The organism is Salinibacterium hongtaonis (assembly GCF_003065485.1).
Lineage (GTDB): Bacteria > Actinomycetota > Actinomycetes > Actinomycetales > Microbacteriaceae > Homoserinimonas > Homoserinimonas hongtaonis.
This window is the reverse complement of the sequence record NZ_CP026951.1, coordinates 2,280,353-2,297,122: the sequence shown is the minus strand read 5'-3', so window position 1 is coordinate 2,297,122 and position 16,770 is coordinate 2,280,353. Positions and strand designations below refer to the sequence as shown.

The 16,770-nt window shown below is 62.4% G+C and carries 15 protein-coding genes; all 15 read left to right on the top strand.

The features are described 5' to 3' along the window. The first annotated feature begins 60 nt into the window (after positions 1 to 60). The 15 genes from C2138_RS13965 to tuf all read left to right on the top strand — a co-directional run bounded on the left by C2138_RS13965 (position 61) and on the right by tuf (position 16,337). The gene (locus C2138_RS13965) at positions 61 to 2,106 is read left to right on the top strand and encodes a type IV pilus twitching motility protein PilT (protein WP_277871894.1); all 2,046 of its coding nucleotides are present in this window, start codon (positions 61 to 63) and stop codon (positions 2,104 to 2,106) included. Further along, positions 2,106 to 3,335, top strand: coding sequence for a type II secretion system F family protein (locus tag C2138_RS11080; RefSeq protein ID WP_108517848.1), 1,230 nt, complete (start codon positions 2,106 to 2,108; stop codon positions 3,333 to 3,335). Before C2138_RS13965 ends, C2138_RS11080 begins: the two co-directional genes overlap by 1 nt. Before the next feature lie 147 nt (positions 3,336 to 3,482). Next, entirely contained in the window at positions 3,483 to 3,950 is a 468-nt protein-coding gene (locus C2138_RS13880) for a type II secretion system protein (protein WP_108517846.1), read from the top strand. A 100-nt stretch (positions 3,951 to 4,050) separates the two neighbouring features. Continuing rightward, a complete protein-coding gene (locus C2138_RS11070; protein WP_108517844.1) occupies positions 4,051 to 4,695 on the top strand; it encodes a type II secretion system protein in 645 nt (214 codons plus the stop codon). After that, positions 4,688 to 5,347 carry a PulJ/GspJ family protein gene (locus C2138_RS11065; RefSeq protein ID WP_159078208.1) on the top strand — a complete coding sequence of 220 codons (660 nt, stop codon included), beginning with the start codon at positions 4,688 to 4,690 and terminating at the stop codon, positions 5,345 to 5,347. The genes C2138_RS11070 and C2138_RS11065 overlap by 8 nt, the downstream gene beginning before the upstream one ends. After that, a complete protein-coding gene (locus tag C2138_RS11060) occupies positions 5,344 to 6,921 on the top strand; it encodes a ricin-type beta-trefoil lectin domain protein (RefSeq protein WP_108517841.1) in 1,578 nt (525 codons plus the stop codon). The genes C2138_RS11065 and C2138_RS11060 overlap by 4 nt, the downstream gene beginning before the upstream one ends. A 37-nt stretch (positions 6,922 to 6,958) precedes the next feature. Beyond that, on the top strand, positions 6,959 to 7,783 hold the full coding sequence (locus C2138_RS11055; RefSeq protein WP_241961107.1) for a prepilin peptidase: 825 nt from the start codon (positions 6,959 to 6,961) through the stop codon (positions 7,781 to 7,783). A gap of 77 nt (positions 7,784 to 7,860) precedes the next feature. Continuing rightward, positions 7,861 to 8,904: a type IV pilus assembly protein PilM gene (pilM, locus tag C2138_RS11050; protein ID WP_108517837.1), complete on the top strand. Its 1,044-nt coding sequence runs from the start codon at positions 7,861 to 7,863 to the stop codon at positions 8,902 to 8,904. Further along, complete coding sequence (locus C2138_RS11045) at positions 8,901 to 9,605, top strand: PilN domain-containing protein (RefSeq protein WP_108517835.1); 705 nt, start codon at positions 8,901 to 8,903, stop codon at positions 9,603 to 9,605. Before pilM ends, C2138_RS11045 begins: the two co-directional genes overlap by 4 nt. Beyond that, on the top strand, positions 9,605 to 10,258 hold the full coding sequence (locus tag C2138_RS11040) for a hypothetical protein (RefSeq protein WP_108517833.1): 654 nt from the start codon (positions 9,605 to 9,607) through the stop codon (positions 10,256 to 10,258). Before C2138_RS11045 ends, C2138_RS11040 begins: the two co-directional genes overlap by 1 nt. A 511-nt stretch (positions 10,259 to 10,769) precedes the next feature. Further along, entirely contained in the window at positions 10,770 to 11,585 is an 816-nt protein-coding gene (locus tag C2138_RS11035; protein ID WP_108517831.1) for a hypothetical protein, read from the top strand. Positions 11,586 to 11,932: 347 nt separating this feature from the next. Continuing rightward, a complete protein-coding gene (gene rpsL / locus C2138_RS11030; RefSeq protein WP_027692591.1) occupies positions 11,933 to 12,307 on the top strand; it encodes a 30S ribosomal protein S12 in 375 nt (124 codons plus the stop codon). Then, a complete protein-coding gene (gene rpsG, locus C2138_RS11025) occupies positions 12,307 to 12,777 on the top strand; it encodes a 30S ribosomal protein S7 (RefSeq protein WP_108517829.1) in 471 nt (156 codons plus the stop codon). The genes rpsL and rpsG overlap by 1 nt, the downstream gene beginning before the upstream one ends. Positions 12,778 to 12,912: 135 nt before the next feature. Further along, positions 12,913 to 15,027 (top strand): elongation factor G, encoded by a 2,115-nt coding sequence (gene fusA / locus C2138_RS11020; protein WP_108517828.1) that lies wholly within the window; start codon positions 12,913 to 12,915, stop codon positions 15,025 to 15,027. A 116-nt stretch (positions 15,028 to 15,143) separates the two neighbouring features. After that, positions 15,144 to 16,337 carry an elongation factor Tu gene (tuf, locus tag C2138_RS11015; RefSeq protein WP_108517826.1) on the top strand — a complete coding sequence of 398 codons (1,194 nt, stop codon included), beginning with the start codon at positions 15,144 to 15,146 and terminating at the stop codon, positions 16,335 to 16,337. Positions 16,338 to 16,770: the final 433 nt, after the last annotated feature.

Below are 16,770 nucleotides of genomic sequence, written 5' to 3'. Positions count from 1 at the left end.
GGTCAGCACAAATGGCGCGATCGGCAGTTTCGCCGAATCGCACTGAATGAGGGGGAACTCATGAACGATCCGGTCTACGACCTGTCAGCCTCGCTGGAGGCCCTAGCGGGCAAGAACGCGGATGCTGCGGCTGAGCCAGTTTTTGAGCCGTCGGGCTATCTTCCGTCGAGCTATAAGCCAATCACCCAGCCGGTGAACCTGGTTCCCCAGTTCGATGCGCCCGAGCCGGCCGCATCGAGCGCTCCGGCCGCGGCGCCTGCCGCTGCTCCCCCCGCCGTTCCGGCCGCCGGTTCGTCCGCCGTAGCGGCACCGTCGCCTTCCGATTCGGTGAGCGAATTTTTGGCGTCGTTGCCCGCCCCGGGCCAGGAGGTGCCCGCCTATGCGAGCGCCCAGCCGCCCGCCGCTGCGATGATGGCGAGTTCTCTTCCGGCAACGACGCCGCTCCCAGCGTCTTTGCCGGCCGCTGAGCTGGCATCGCCCGCGTCGGCGTCAGCTCAGGCATCAGTGCCCGCTGCTGTTCCTGCCGCCGCCCCCGCCGCTGAGGCAACGCCGCCGGTGGCAGCTCCTTCGGTGCCGCCCGTAGCGCCTTCGGCTCAAGTTCCTGTTGCCGCTGCCGCTCCCGCTCCTGCGACCGCTGTGTCGACTCCGGCACCGGCTGCTCCGGCACCGGCTCCGTCTGCTCCCGCGCAGGCTGGTCCTGTCGCACCCCCCGCTCCGTCGCCGACTCCCGCTGCCCAGGCTCCTGCCGCAGCATCCGCGCCAGCCGCCGCGCCCACTGCTCCGCCCGCCGCCGAGACCGCCGGCACCGCCGGTGCCGTTCCGGCATCCCGCAGCCGAGGCCGCGCTTCCGAGGCCAACGTCGGAGCCTTGCCCGGCCCTGTGCCCCTGCAAGCGCCGAACGCACCGTCGCCGTCGAGCACGGCGATCCCTGCGGGCATGTCCACGCGCCGAGACCCCAACCTCTCCGTCGACCCCGACCTGGATAACGCTCTCCAGAGCGTGCTCCTCACGAGCGGTTCCGACCTCCACATCTCTGCCGGCGCCCCGCCCATGATCCGTGTCGACGGAGCGTTGCGCCCCATCAAGGATGCTCCGGTGTGGAGCCAAGACAAGGTTGCTGAGGCCATTTACAGCATCCTGACTCCCAAGCAGCGCGAGATCTTCGAGGAGCACCTGGAGTTCGACTTCGCCTACACGCTGTCGGAGAACGCTCGATTCCGAGTGAACATCTACCAGCAGCGAGCCAACCTCGGTGCAGCATTCCGACTCATCCCCACCGAGATCAAGCCTTTGTCGGCCCTGGGTGTTCCGGAGTCGATCGGGTCGTTCGCCAAGCTTCCGCGTGGTCTCGTGCTCGTGACCGGTCCAACGGGTTCCGGCAAGTCCACAACGCTCGCCGCGCTCATCGACCTGGTCAACCGCACGCGGACCGACCACATCATGACCGTCGAGGACCCCATCGAGTTTCTCCATGGCAACCACAAGTCGCTGGTCAACCAGCGTGAGGTCGGCCACGACACTCACAGCTTCGCGGCAGCCCTCAAGCACGTTCTTCGTCAGGACCCCGACGTCATCCTCGTCGGTGAGCTTCGAGACCTCGAGACCATCTCGGTTGCCCTCACCGCGGCCGAGACCGGCCACCTCGTGTTCGCGACCCTGCACACGCAGGATGCTCCGCAGACGATTGACCGCATCATCGACGTCTATCCGCCGCACCAACAGAGCCAGGTGCGGGCGCAGCTCGCCGCAACCCTGCAGGGCGTCGTCTGTCAGACACTGATTAAGCGCGCCAATGGCAAGGGCCGAGTGGTGGCCACCGAGGTTCTTATGGCGACGCACGCCGTGGCGAACCTCATCCGCGAGGGCAAGACCTATCAGGTGCATTCTGCGATGCAGGCGGGTCGAGAACTGGGCATGCACACGCTCGACCAGCACCTCGCCGACCTCGTCAACTCCGGGCAGATCAGCTTTGAGTCGGCCATGGAGAAGGCGCACGACTACGAGGTGCTCAAACGCCTGGTCACGCGGGTAGAAACCGTGGGACAGCTGGGGGGCACCATGAACAGCGGTGTCGACTACAGCGACGCCTACTCAGGGCAGATCTAATGGCGGCTACGAAAGAGTTCACCTACAAGGGCCGGGATGGCTCTGGCAAGGTCGTCAAGGGCCGACTGGAGGGCGCAACTGAGGGTGCCGTGACGGCCAAACTCCGCACGATGGGTGTCACGCCGATCTCGGTCGGTGAAGCCTCGGGGGGCACGGGCTTCCAAAAGGAACTCTCGATCCCCGGCATGGAGAAGTCTGTCGGTCTCAAGGACCTCGCGGTCATGTCGCGCCAGATGGCCACCATGACCTCGTCGGGCCTGTCGCTCATCCGCACGCTCACGATCCTCTCGGAGCAGACCGAGAACAAGACCCTCGCGGGCATCCTCTCCAAGGTCCAGACGGATGTTGAGGCCGGCTATTCCCTGTCGGCCGCGATGGGCAAGCATCCCAAGCATTTTCCGCCGCTCATGATCAGCCTGGTGCGCGCGGGCGAGACGGGCGGTTTCTTGGAGTCGACCCTCGAGTCGATCGCCGAGAACTTCGAGTCAGACGTCAAGCTGCGCGCCACGATTAAGTCGGCACTCACCTACCCCGTCGCGGTGCTCATCATCGCGTTCCTCGCGGTTATCGGCATGCTCATCTTCATCGTTCCCGTGTTCGAGGGCATGTTCGCTGGCTTCGGTGGCGAGTTGCCATTGCCGACGGCGATCCTCGTCGTCATGTCGAAGAACATGGTCTGGGCTGTTCCGCTAATAGCGGTGCTCATCATCGGCTTCTCGATCTGGTGGAAGAACAACAAGAACACCGAGCAGGTGCGCAAGGTCGTTGACCCGCTCAAGCTCAAGATGCCCGTGTTCGGGGAGCTCTTCAAGAAGGTCGCTATCGCGCGCTTCACACGCAATTTCTCCACGATGATGGGCGCCGGCGTGCCCATCCTGCAGTCGCTCAGCATTGTCGGCGAGACGGCAGGCAACTGGGTTATCGAAGACGCTTTGCGCAAGGTGCAGGATTCCGTGCGGGTGGGCAAATCGGTGGCGGCACCGTTGGCGGAGAACCCCGTGTTCCCCGCGATGGTGACTCAGATGATCGCGGTCGGTGAGGATGCCGGTGCGCTCGAGACGATGTTGGCGAAGATCGCCGATTTCTATGACGAAGAGGTTCAGAGCACCGCGGAGGCCCTCACAGCCCTCATCGAGCCGCTCATGATCGCGGTCATCGGCGCGGTCATCGGCGGCATGATCGTGGCGCTGTATATGCCGGTGTTCAGCATTTTCGAGCAGATCGGCTAGAACACCCCCAATTCTGGGGGTGTTTTGTTCGGCGTTTCGCGCAAACGGGGGCTTTACTCAGCACGGTCAGGGCCAGGAGAATCCTTCTCTAGGGGGTCTGACTTTTGGGGGCCACCTGTCCTATTCAGACAAAGACAGGAATCAGAAATGATCACACGCATTAACCAGGCGCTGGACGCCAGCCGCCTCAAGCGCGAAGAGAACGAAAAGGGCTTCACCCTGATCGAGCTCCTCGTCGTCGTCATCATCATCGGCATCCTCGCCGCGATCGCCATCCCGGTGTTCCTTAACCAGCGCGAGAGCGCCTGGAAGTCGTCGGTTGAGTCCGACCTGAAGAACGTTGCCCTTGCGCTCGAGTCGTACGCCGCAGAAAACAATGGGTCGATCTCAACCCTTCCGGCAACGATCACAATCACGAGCACGACGCCCAGCACCGACCTCCCCAGCGCAAAGGTCTCGGCCGATAACACGGTTACGGTGACCAAGGTCGGAACAAACGGCTACGAAATCGTGGGTGGAAACACCAACCTTGGCGCGAAGTCGCTGAAGTACGACAGTGCAGCCGGCGGACTGCAGGACTGGAACAACGCCGGTACTTCTGGCGGCACTCCGTAAGTAGCACTTTCCGAGCGCGGGGCGTCGCCACGGTGTGGTGGCGTCCCGCGTTCACATCAGGTGCGGTGCGATTTCGTTGGCGGCACTCCGGGGGAGGATCATGCGCAAGCTTCGTTTACTCACGACATCGTCTGGCGAGCGCGAATCAGGCATGTCCCTTATTGAGGTCGTTGTCGCAATTGGGATCCTCGGGATTCTCTCGACGGTCTCCCTCGGCTTTTATATGACGTCGATGGAGTCGGCATCCGCTCACCAGCGTCGCGAGCTCGCCATCACGGTTGCCAACGAATCGATGGAGATCATCCAGGGTTGGAATTCCAACGTGATCTCCGCAACGACGGTGAGTGCACTGCTCACAGGGCGTAACCAGGCGCTCGTCCAAGCACAATGGCTTGCCGCCCCGGCCGTTAGCGGGCTCGCTCAGAGCTATCCGACTTGGGACCCGACGGCCACCGCGAGCGCGACACAGGCCGTCCCGCTGGCGCGCACGGTCACGCGCAGCGGAACTGAATTCACTTCACACGTCTACATCGGAAAGTGTTTCAAGGCGATCACAAGCGGCCAGTGCACCAAACTTGCAGCCTTCCCGTCAACGCCGCCGGCAACGGCGCCAGCGGGGACGACAGGGATGTTGCGAGTCGTTGTTGTCGTCCGCTGGACGGCGGGATGCGACTCAGGATGCTCATACGAGACGTCGACGCTGATCGACTCGAGCACGGATCTGGAATGGAACACCAGTGGCTAGGCGGGCGCACGAAGGCTTGAGGTCGGAGCAGTCGGGCTTCACCCTTATCGAAATGGTCGTCGCGGTTGGCATTTTCGCCATCTTTATGTCGCTCTTCTTGTCGGCCGTCATCGGACTGACCAGAGGGACCACGCAGGCCAAACTCAACGCAGAAACCTCGAGCGAGGTTCTCATCGTCTTTCGCGCAATGGACCGCCAGGTTCGCTACGCGGACGCCATTAACTTTCCCGGGGTTGGCTCCAGCGGTGCGAAGTACGTCGAATTCCGCACGCCGTCGTCGAGCTCGGTCAGTGGGCTCACCATGTGCACGCAGTGGCGTTTTACACCAGCGAAGGGCACCATGGAGTCGCGTCAATGGCAGGACATCGCTGGCGCAACCCCGTCGCCTTGGTCAGTCAAGACGGCCAGCATGATCGACACGGCTGGTGCGAACTATCCGTTCAAGATGGCGCCTGCGACGACAACCGGGTCCGCTCGCCAGCAGCTCGTTCTTACGCTCAATGCGGGAAACCCAGACGCGAATGCAGTCTCAGAGGTTTCTACGACCTATGTGGCTCGCAACAGTTCCATCCTGTCCGAGAGCAACGCTGACGCGAATGGTGACGGGCAGAGTGACCACCTGATCTGCAATAGAACGGGACTTCGCCCATGACCGGCCGCCAAGGTTTCATCACGATGGCACGGCGGTTGTCGCCAGAAGGTCGGCGGCGTGATGTGCTCCGCCGAAGCGCGCAAGGCGAAGAGGGCGTCGCTCTCGTCAGCACTGTCTTCTTCATCGTCATGCTTGCGGGGCTCTCATTCGTCTTGCTCGGAGTCATCCTTGGCCAGATTGGCCCCGCCTACGCCGCGGCAAAGTCGACCCGCACCGTCTACGCAGCACAAGCTGGACTGCAGTCCGCTCTCGGGACGATCAGGGCTGCCAGCAAGGTGGATCTCACGGGAACGACCGTCGGCGACCGCACGAAACTCTCCTGCGGATACTCCGGCTCCGTTGACGGTGCAGGAGCGGATGCGCGATACACCGTCAGCATTCGGTATTACACCGCGGATCCGACCGGGCGCACAGACTCCTGGCTCGAAGCAAACAAGATGAACTGCACATCCGCGGGTGTCGCAACGCAACCCAGCTATGCCTACGTAGTGTCGCGTGGTGCCGACGACTCAGCGGAGGGCCGTTCCGCGGATGAGGGCAACCGGGCACTCTCAGCGACTTACAAGTTCAAGGTGACCAACGTCAACATCCCCGGCGGTCGCATTTTTAACTTCGACAAGACTCGTTGCCTCCAGGCAAAGACTGTCGGCGGTGTAGCCGCCCCGGGTGTCGAGATCGAATTCGTCACCGCATGCTCGACCAACGACGAGAGACAACTCTGGGTCTATGACGCGAACTACCAGATCGTCCTCGCTAACTCAACGCTCGCCGGCACCAAACTGTGCGTGACAAGCAAGACGACGGGCTCTGGAGGCTCGGCAGCGGCCACGACGGGCCGGACGACTCTAGAGCCGTGCCGCACGGATTCCACCCGCTTCAGCCAGTTGTTTAGCTGGGAGGGAACGCACAGCTGGTACGTGAGCAAGAATCCCATATCGGCCGGTCCGACCACGATTTGTCTCGGTAATTCGGGTAACTATCTGCAGACTGGGTCCTGCGGCACCTTCGCACCCGCTCCTTCGGTTGGTGCGGGCGCCGCGTCGTACGGCACGACGCAGATCGTCAACTATTTGGAGTTCGGGCGCTGCCTCGACGTCACAGATTTGGACATCGCCAAGTCGTTCATGATCAGCTATCCCTGCAAGCAGGACCCGTCTGGCTCGGGGGCCTACCTAGCGTGGAACCACAAGTGGTTCTACACGGAGGCCTCGGGTTCGGCAGTCTCGACGACGGGGACGATCATGGTTCGGGTCGATAACTCAACGAGCAAGCAATACTGCCTGACGTCACCCACCACTGCGTCCGGAGGTAAATATCCGCTGTTCACCTCGTGCTCCGCGTCCAATGCGCGGCAGACGTGGCAACGCATCAAAAATAACGGTGAATACTCGAGCAGCTACGTCTTCATGGATAACGCCGGCCGGTGCCTCCAGGCCGACGGCAATGACAAGTACAACTCGCAGTGGTCCCGGATCATCGTTACGGTGTGCGACGGCGGCCTCGACCAGAAGTGGAATGCTCCGTCGATCTCCTATGACTCCACCTTCGGTGGATTCAAGGAGCTGGGGGAATGACAGACGCTAGCGATGGATGCTGCGGCAGGATGCTCGAGTGACCGACCTTCTTACCCCCCTCATCGTCGTCGTTGGCGTTCTCGGGCTGCTCATCGGCTCGTTCCTTAACGTGGTTGTGTACCGTTTGCCTCTTCGTGAGTCGATTGTTTCGCCGGGGAGCCGCTGCCCGAAGTGCGGCCATCCCGTGCGCTGGTGGGACAACCTTCCTGTGGTGTCTTGGCTGCTGCTCCGTGGCCGGTGCCGCGACTGTCAGGCTTCCATCTCGCTTCGGTATCCAGCCGTCGAGCTCCTGACGGGAGCACTCTTCGCGGCTACTGCTTGGTGGGCGTTCTCGACTGACGCCGTTGACGGGGTGGCTGTTCTCCCCTTCCTTGTGGCCGTGCTGTATCTCGCGGCGATTTCGGTAGCCCTCGGGCTCATTGATCTTGATACCCACACGCTTCCCAATCGCATTGTCGGCCCTGCATACATCGTGGCTGGCGCGCTTTTGGCAACGACGAGTCTTATGTCGGGCGACATTGGTGCCCTGGTTCGAGCGGCTATTGGAGCTGCCATTCTCTTTCTCGCGTACCTCGTCATGGCGCTCGCTCGGCCGGGCGGGATGGGTCTCGGTGACGTCAAGCTTGCGGGAGTTCTTGGCCTATACCTCGGGTGGCTGGGATGGGGGAGCCTCGCCGTCGGCGGCTTCGCTGCATTCCTTCTCGGTGGTCTTTATTCGATCGCACTACTTGCGCTGCGCAAGGCTAACCGCAAGAGTGGTATCCCATTCGGGCCCTGGATGCTCGGGGGCGCATGGGTGGGAATTTTCGCCGGGCAACCGGTGTGGGATGCCTATCTATCGTGGGTCGGACTCGCAGGGTGATGGGGATCACGGTGGGGGCGGCCGCAAGGGGAATGTGTGGCATGGGGGAGTTCAACGCAATGGGGGAGATTTAGGCAATGGCCAAACGCATCGTTGGCGTGGATATCGGCAATACGTCGATTCGCGCCGTTGAGCTTCTAGACCCGACGGGGGCAAACCCTACCGTCGAGCGTTTTCACCAGGTTCCGCTACCAGAGGGTGCCGCCCGCAGCGGCGATGTCCTTGAGGTGCACACCGTCGCGGCGGCGCTCAAACGCCTCTGGGCAGAGGGTGGATTCAAGAGTCGCAGCGTAGCGCTGGGGATGGGTAATCAGCGCGTGCTCGCTCGAGACCTCACCGTGCCCCGCATGCCGCTGGCGCAGATCCGTGAGTCCCTCCCGTTCCAAGTCCAAGAAATGCTCCCGGTTCCGGTCGGCGACGCCATTCTCGATTTCTATCCGATCTCCGAGGCAGAAACCGATCAGGGCCCTGTCATCAACGGACTTCTCGTTGCGGCGATTAAAGAGGCCGTGATGGCCAACGTCACGGCGGTGCAATTGGCTGGCCTTAACCCGGTCGAGGTTGACCTCATTCCCTTTGCTCTCACCCGCGTTCACATGCGTGGCGAGGCGGGCAGGGGCACCGTGGCTCTCATCGATGTCGGGTCCACCACGACCAACGTCGTCATCGCGACAAACGGCGTTCCGCAATTTGTTCGAATCATTCCCGGCGGCGGTGACGAGATCACGTCTGCGCTCGTCCAGCGGCTCGGCCTCACGACCGAGGTGGCCGAACAGGCCAAGCAGTCGCTCGGCATTCTCACTGCGGGCGTGGCGCCCGAGCACCGCCCGGCGATCGAGGTCATCTACGAGCAGACGGGTCAGTTGCTTAACAGCTTGCGAAACACGCTCAATTATTTCGTCACCTCCCACCCCGAGGAGCAGATCACGCGAATCGTGCTCACCGGTGGTGCATCGAAGCTCCGCGGCTTTGCCAGCGCGCTGGGGGAGCTCACCAGGGTGTCCGTCGACACGAGCGACGGCTTTAGCGGCGTACGGCTCTCAAAGTCGCCCGGTCAAGGGGGCGGAACCTCCGAGGGAATGACAATTGCCCTCGGCCTCGCCTTAGGCGGTGCAGCATGAGTGCTCGAACCCAGAACGATAAGGGAATCGTCGTCGGCGGCGAACCCCGCATCGACTTTCTCCCGCCCGAGATCAAGCAGAAGAAGCAGGCCCGTCGCACCCGGAGGGGACTCGTCGCACTCGTGGTCGTCGTCATAGCCCTCTGTGTCGTGTTGTACGGAGGGGTCACCACGGTCGCTATTGCTCGCCAGATCGCACTTGCGGACGAGCAGCAGCGCACGCTAGCGCTAATTAAGGAGCAGGCCGCCTACTCGGTTGCTCGGCAAGCATCTGATGATGTTGCGCTAGTCACGGGTGCGCGGCTTTTCGGATCATCACGTGAGGTCATGTGGCAGGCGTACTTCGCGGAGCTGGAGGCGCGGTTCCCTGCTGGCACGGAGATCACGCTCGTGAGCGTCGACTCGCAGAATGCTCTTGAGCTTGCGCCCGAGACTGCTGGGCCTCTCATCACGGGGCGGATCGCCAACATCGGACTTACGGGCACCACCCCGACATACAGCGATGTCTCGACTCTCCTCGCCAATATCCAAACTCTTCCTGGTTACGCGGGTGCGTCCGTTACTCAGATTGAGCTGACCGAGGGCGCGGGTTTTGAATTCGTCATGACGCTCTCGATCAACGAGGCGGCGTTGGCCAAGCGTTACTACGTCGTTCCAGAAACACCAACGGATGCCGAAACCGTCGAAGGCGAGGAGAAGTGATGAACGAGTCTCGCATTTGGTCGGTGCTCACCGTCATTGTCATTTTGGTTGTTCTGGCAGGAACCTGGTTTCTTGGAGTGGGGCCACGGCTTACCGAAGCGGCGGTTGCCGACGCCGAGAGGAGCACTGTCGAGAGCCAGAACGCCATTCACAGGGTTAAGTTGAAGGCGCTTCAAGAGCTAGACGCGAACCTTCCCGTGCTCGAACAGGAGCTTTCTGCGCTCAGGGCGAGCGTTCCTCAGCAGGCTGACGCGATTGCTCTGCTCCGCCAGCTGGAGGCCACGGCCGCAACATTCGGCGTCACGCTTGGGACGTCGTCGTTCGAGGAAGCGCAAGCTTTTGTCCTTCCAGAGGCGTTGCCAGCCGACGAGCAACTCGCGGACGCGATGTCGGCGCTCGACAATCGAGGACTCGTGATCTTGCCCGGCAGCGTGCGAGTTACTGGCCCGCGCGGTGCCATTATGGGCTTCCTCAATGCGCTGCAGACGGGGCAGCGCACGATCCTTGTCCATGAAGTGAGCTTTCCCGACGGGTTGCTGGCGAATGATTCAGTAGTCGAGGCAACGTTCACCTTCCAGGCCTTCATGCTCACGGGCCAGGCGCCCGTGGTGGAGACTCCGGCGGAGGCCCCGGTCGCCGAGGCGGCCGGGTAGCGGGGCAGGCACCCAGACCGGATTCTGTGACAATAACTCCGGTGTGCGCCCCGCGTTCGGGGGTCGCGCTAGCATTGGGCTCGCAGTTCTCTGCTGCCGATTTGCCGAACCCGTGGCGCCCCCGCCCGTGAGGAGTTCCTATGAGCACCGTGCCCCCCAACGACAAGCGACCGTACGAGCCCGCCGAGGGCGACTCGAGCGATCCAGAGGCAATCAACCGAGACGAACTCGAGCCCGCCACCTACACGGAGCGAGAGCCGGAGCTTGAGCCCGCCGCTTACTCGCAGCCTGAGCCGGAGCTTGAGCCCGCCGCTTACTCGCAGCCTGAGCCGGAGCCCGAGCTGGAGCCTGTCCCCGTGGCGACTCCCGAGCCCGAACTGGCTGCCGAGCCGGAGCGAGCTGCCGAGCCCGAACTAGCTGCCGAGCCCGAGCTACCTGCCGAGCCCGAGCCGCTCGTCGAGCCGGAGCCCTACGTGCCGACCCCGCCTCCTGCCGTCATCATCCCCCGGCCGTGGTGCTTCCGGCCGGGACTCTTGCAACCGCAGAGTCAACCCCAACCGCAGAGTCAACCCCAGCCGCAGAGCCGTCTGAAACCGCTCACGCCACGACGGTCGCAGAGGCCGAGGCTATTGCGGCAGAAGAGGCTCAGCATGACAGGAGCTCCGCCGAGACTGCGATCCTCTCGCCCGAGGTCATCGTCGCCCCTGTCGCGGTTGCGCCGGCTCAGCAGGGTGCTCCCGAGCCGGTAGCGCCGCAGCCCGAGGTGGACCGGCCAGCGACTGTCACGGCGGATGCTCCGGCCGAGCGTCCTCGCCGCAAGGGAAACCGTGGCGTCGGAGTGCTCCTCGCCTTCCTGGGTGCTGTCGTGTTCGCTGTGCTCTATGCGGCAATCACCGCGCTCGTCTATACGCTCGCGGGTCGCGGTTTCGATGTCCTCGAGTACGCCACGAGCTCGGCGTTCATCGTGCCGACCGCCACGTTCCTCGTGGTTTTCGTTCTCGCAGCGCTCTTTATCAACCGCGCCGGCTGGTGGGCGTGGGTAATCGGCAGCCTCGTGATCGCTGTCGTCACCTATTTCGCCTCGAGCGGCATCATCCTGCTGTTGGCCGACATCATGACGCTCACCCCGTCGCAGGCGCAGGAGCTGTGGATGGGTCTGCTATTCAGCGCGCCGCTCATCATCGCCCTTGTGGTTGCGCGGGAGGTCTCTCTCTGGTTCGGCGCTCTCATCGCGGCTCGGGGCCGCACCGTGCGCGCCCGCAACGCGGAGGCTCGTGCCGCATACGACAGAGAGCGCGAAGAGTCCACCGACACCGCGGCGATCTAGCCTGTCGCTGCGCCCTTCCGCTCTCTCCGTGATACCCGTCGTCATTTGACCGCTGGTTCTCGTGCGACTATCCTTGACCGGGTGTGCGCTTTGCTGTGCGCTTCCGGGTGTCCGAATGAACAATTCGGATGCCGGGGCGCATTATCTGGCACCAACCGGAATCGAGTTTCGGGTGAAACCTACTGGTTTTACCGGGCTCCCACGGCATACCCAATCGCTGAGGTGGGGGAGTAATCCCTCGACACCAGCCGGGTCGCAAACATCCATGACCCTGTCCCGGGCTTCGGGCGGGCATGAGTGTGAGTAGCAACAAACTGTCACCGTGCAGGATATCCAAGGAGTAAGCAGTGCCAACTATTCAGCAGTTGGTCCGCAAGGGTCGCTCGCCGAAGGTCGTCAAGACCAAGGCTCCCGCCCTTAAGGCCAACCCCCAGCAGCGCGGCGTATGCACGCGTGTCTACACGACTACCCCAAAGAAGCCGAACTCGGCTCTCCGCAAGGTTGCCCGTGTCAAGCTCTCCAACGGCACCGAGGTCACCGCGTACATTCCCGGTGAAGGCCACAACCTGCAGGAGCACTCGATGGTGCTCGTGCGCGGTGGTCGTGTTAAGGACCTCCCCGGTGTTCGCTACAAGATCGTTCGCGGCGCACTTGACACCCAGGCTGTCAAGAACCGCAAGCAGGCTCGCAGCCGTTACGGCGCGAAGATGGAGAAGAAGTAATGCCTCGCAAGGGACCAGCTCCTAAGCGCCCCGTAGCGATCGACCCGGTCTACGGCGCACCCATCGTCAGCCAGCTCGTCAACAAGATCCTTCTTGACGGCAAGAAGTCCCTCGCAGAGCGCATCGTTTACGACGCACTCGAGGCTGTTGCCGCAAAGAACGGTCAGGATGCCGTTGTTACCCTTAAGAAGGCGCTCGACAACGTGCGCCCCACCCTTGAGGTCAAGAGCCGCCGCGTCGGTGGCTCGACCTACCAGGTCCCCGTTGAGGTCAAGCCGCACCGCGCGAACACTCTCGCGCTTCGCTGGCTCACGACCTACGCGAAGGGCCGTCGCGAGAAGACGATGACCGAGCGTCTCACCAACGAGATCCTCGACGCATCCAACGGTCTTGGTGCCGCGGTCAAGCGCCGTGAAGACACCCACAAGATGGCCGAGGCCAACAAGGCCTTCTCGCACTACCGCTGGTAACACAAGTTCGTTTCCTAGGCCGGGTCGGATCCGTCCTGGCAGCATCGAATCCCCTCGGGGATTGCTGCTGCTCGGCGTGATCCGCCCCGTCTCAGGACGATATCTTTTCCCACCACAAATTTTCGGAGGACCACCGTGGCACAGGAAGTGCTCACCGACCTTAACAAGGTCCGCAACATCGGCATCATGGCGCACATCGATGCCGGCAAGACCACCACGACTGAGCGCATCCTGTTCTACACGGGCGTCAACCACAAGATCGGCGAGACCCACGACGGTGCGTCGACGACGGACTGGATGGAGCAGGAGCAGGAGCGTGGCATCACCATCACGTCCGCTGCTGTTACGTGTTTCTGGAACAAGAACCAGATCAACATCATCGACACCCCCGGTCACGTTGACTTCACGGTCGAGGTGGAGCGCTCGCTCCGCGTTCTCGACGGTGCTGTCGCTGTGTTCGACGGCAAGGAGGGCGTTGAGCCCCAGTCCGAGACCGTCTGGCGCCAGGCCGACAAGTACAACGTTCCCCGCATCTGCTTCGTCAACAAGATGGACAAGATGGGCGCTGACTTCTACTTCACGGTAGAGACGATCGTCAAGCGTCTTGGTGCCCGGCCGCTGGTTATCCAGCTGCCCATCGGCTCCGAGTCCGCCTTCGAAGGCGTTGTTGACCTGGTCGAGATGCGTGCCCTCACGTGGCGCGGAGACTCCAAGGGTGACGTCCAGATGGGCGCCAAGTACGACATCGAAGAGATCCCCGAGGACCTCAAGGAGAAGGCTGCTGAGTACCGCACCGCTCTTCTCGAGGTTGTCGCCGAGACCGACGACGCTCTTATGGAGAAGTACTTCGGTGGCGAAGAGCTGACCGTTGCCGAGATCAAGGCCGCGATCCGCAAGCTCACCGTCGCAAGCGAGATCTACCCCGTTCTCTGCGGCTCTGCGTTCAAGAACCGCGGCGTTCAGCCGATGCTTGACGCTGTCGTCGACTACCTTCCGAACCCGCTCGACGTTGGTGCCACCGAGGCACGCGACCCGCGCGACGAGGAGAAGATCATTGAGCGTCTTCCCTCTGAGAAGGAGCCGTTCGCTGCTCTCGCGTTCAAGGTTGCAGTGCACCCGTTCTTCGGTCGCCTCACCTACATCCGCGTGTACTCCGGTCGCCTCGACAGTGGTTCGGCTGTTGCCAACTCCACCAAGGGCAAGAAGGAGCGCATCGGCAAGATCTTCCAGATGTACGCCAACAAGGAGAACCCTGTTGACAGCGTTACCGCTGGTCACATCTACGCCGTCATCGGCCTCAAGGACACCACCACGGGTGACACGCTGTGTGACCCGAACCAGCAGGTTGTTCTCGAGTCGATGACCTTCCCTGAGCCCGTCATCGAGGTCGCTATCGAGCCGAAGACGAAGGCTGACCAGGAGAAGCTCGGCACCGCGATTCAGAAGCTGGCCGAAGAGGACCCGACGTTCCGCGTCGAGCTCAACTACGAGACCGGCCAGACCGTCATCAAGGGTATGGGTGAGCTTCACCTCGACATCCTCGTTGACCGTATGAAGCGCGAGTTCAAGGTCGAGGCCAACGTGGGCAAGCCCCAGGTTGCGTACCGCGAGACGATTCGTCGCACGGTTGAGAAGTACGACTACACCCACAAGAAGCAGACCGGTGGTTCTGGTCAGTTCGCTAAGGTGCAGATCGCGCTCGAGCCGATGGAGGTCACTCCTGAGACGTCGTACGAGTTCGTCGACAAGGTGAGCGGTGGTCGTATCCCCCGCGAGTACATTCCTTCGGTTGACGCCGGCATCAAGGACGCCATGCAGACCGGTGTTCTCGCCGGCTTCCCGACCGTCGGCGTGAAGGCCATCCTCCTGGATGGTGCTTACCACGATGTCGACTCCTCGGAGATGGCGTTCAAGATTGCCGGATCGATGGCCTACAAGGAGGCCGCTCGCAAGGCAAGCCCCGTGCTCCTTGAGCCGCTTATGGCGGTCGAGGTTCGTACGCCCGAGGAGTACATGGGCGACGTTATCGGTGACCTCAACTCTCGTCGTGGACAGATCCAGTCCATGGAAGACGCGACGGGCGTGAAGGTTGTCACGGCGAAGGTTCCGCTGTCGGAGATGTTCGGCTACGTGGGCGACCTGAGGTCCAAGACCTCCGGCCGCGCGATGTACTCGATGTCGTTCGACAGCTACGCGGAGGTCCCGAAGGCTGTTGCCGACGAGATCGTCCAGAAGAACAAGGGCGAATAACCCACGTTCACCGGGGCGTCCCGTCCCAAGTAACATAAATACACACTCCACCCCGCAGAGCATCCGATCAGAATCCACTGATCGGATGCCTGCACCAGCGTCCTGAGGAGGACCCAGTGGCCAAGGCCAAGTTCGAGCGGAACAAGCCGCACGTCAACATCGGAACGATCGGTCACGTTGACCACGGAAAGACGACGCTTACGGCGGCGATCTCCAAGGTGCTCGCAGACAAGTACCCGTCCGCGACCAACGTGCAGCGCGACTTCGCGACCATCGACTCCGCTCCCGAAGAGCGCCAGCGTGGTATCACCATCAACATCTCGCACGTTGAGTACGAGACGCCCAAGCGTCACTACGCTCACGTCGACGCCCCCGGCCACGCCGACTACATCAAGAACATGATCACGGGTGCGGCCCAGATGGATGGCGCCATCCTCGTTGTTGCCGCCACCGATGGCCCCATGGCCCAGACGCGTGAGCACGTTCTGCTCGCGCGCCAGGTTGGTGTTCCTTACCTGCTCGTTGCCCTCAACAAGTCCGACATGGTCGACGACGAGGAGATCCTGGAGCTCGTTGAGCTCGAGGTTCGCGAGCTGCTCTCCAGCCAGGAGTTCGATGGCGACAACGTTCCCGTTGTTCGCGTTTCGGGCCTCAAGGCACTTGAGGGCGACGAGAAGTGGGTCAACTCGATCCTCGAGCTGATGGAAGCCGTTGACAACAACGTGCCTGACCCCATCCGCGACAAGGACAAGCCCTTCCTCATGCCCATCGAGGACGTCTTCACGATCACCGGTCGTGGAACAGTCGTCACGGGCCGCGCAGAGCGCGGAACCCTCGCCATCAACTCCGAGGTCGAGATCGTCGGCATCCGCCCGACGCAGAAGACCACGGTTACGGGTATCGAGATGTTCCACAAGCAGCTCGACGAGGCATGGGCCGGCGAGAACTGTGGTCTTCTTCTTCGTGGCACCAAGCGCGAGGACGTTGAGCGCGGCCAGGTCGTCGTCAAGCCCGGTTCGGTAACCCCGCACACCGAGTTCGAGGGCACCGCCTACATCCTTTCCAAGGATGAGGGTGGCCGTCACAACCCGTTCTACGCGAACTACCGCCCGCAGTTCTACTTCCGCACCACGGACGTCACCGGCGTCATCACGCTGCCCGAGGGCACCGAGATGGTCATGCCTGGTGACACCACCGAGATGACGGTCAACCTGATCCAGCCGATCGCCATGGAAGAGGGCCTCGGCTTCGCTATCCGTGAAGGTGGCCGCACCGTCGGCGCCGGCAAGGTGACGAAGATCATCAAGTAGTACTCCCTCCGAGTTCGCTCGGATGCAGCGAAGGGTCGGGCCTTAGGGTCCGGCCCTTCGTCGTTTGTGGAGGGGCGACACGCCGAACGCGACACGCCCGGGTTGCAGCATGGTGGGGAATGTGGCAAACTCGTCTAGTTCAACATTCCCACTTGGTGCACTGCGCCGGGGTTGGGATCACTGCCAGGCAGTGCATAGATTTGACGCTCGGGCCACGGCCGGGGTGAGCATCTAGGCCGCGGGTAGCAGAGCGAAGCTTAATCGACACTCGATAAACACGCGGTCACCCGTGTGCCTAGCGCAGGTTCATGCCTGAGCTCGGGAGTCGGTACGGTGTCGGACCCCAGGGTCCGGCGATTGACATAAAAACAGTGGTGCGACAGCAGAAGTGCTACGCAGCGTGTGCGAAAAACGCACTTGGTACTAAAGAGAG

Excerpts from the sequence above, each read along its gene's own strand:
- C2138_RS11040 (WP_108517833.1), top strand. The coding sequence starts at position 9,605 with ATGAACGAGTCTCGCATTTGGTCGGTGCTCACCGTCATTGTCATTTTG.
- C2138_RS11080 (WP_108517848.1), top strand. The coding sequence starts at position 2,106 with ATGGCGGCTACGAAAGAGTTCACCTACAAGGGCCGGGATGGCTCTGGC.
- C2138_RS11045 (WP_108517835.1), top strand. The coding sequence starts at position 8,901 with ATGAGTGCTCGAACCCAGAACGATAAGGGAATCGTCGTCGGCGGCGAA.
- C2138_RS11060 (WP_108517841.1), top strand. The coding sequence starts at position 5,344 with ATGACCGGCCGCCAAGGTTTCATCACGATGGCACGGCGGTTGTCGCCA.
- C2138_RS13880 (WP_108517846.1), top strand. The coding sequence starts at position 3,483 with ATGATCACACGCATTAACCAGGCGCTGGACGCCAGCCGCCTCAAGCGC.
- C2138_RS13965 (WP_277871894.1), top strand. The coding sequence starts at position 61 with ATGAACGATCCGGTCTACGACCTGTCAGCCTCGCTGGAGGCCCTAGCG.
- pilM (WP_108517837.1), top strand. The coding sequence starts at position 7,861 with ATGGCCAAACGCATCGTTGGCGTGGATATCGGCAATACGTCGATTCGC.
- rpsG (WP_108517829.1), top strand. The coding sequence starts at position 12,307 with ATGCCTCGCAAGGGACCAGCTCCTAAGCGCCCCGTAGCGATCGACCCG.
- C2138_RS11070 (WP_108517844.1), top strand. The coding sequence starts at position 4,051 with ATGCGCAAGCTTCGTTTACTCACGACATCGTCTGGCGAGCGCGAATCA.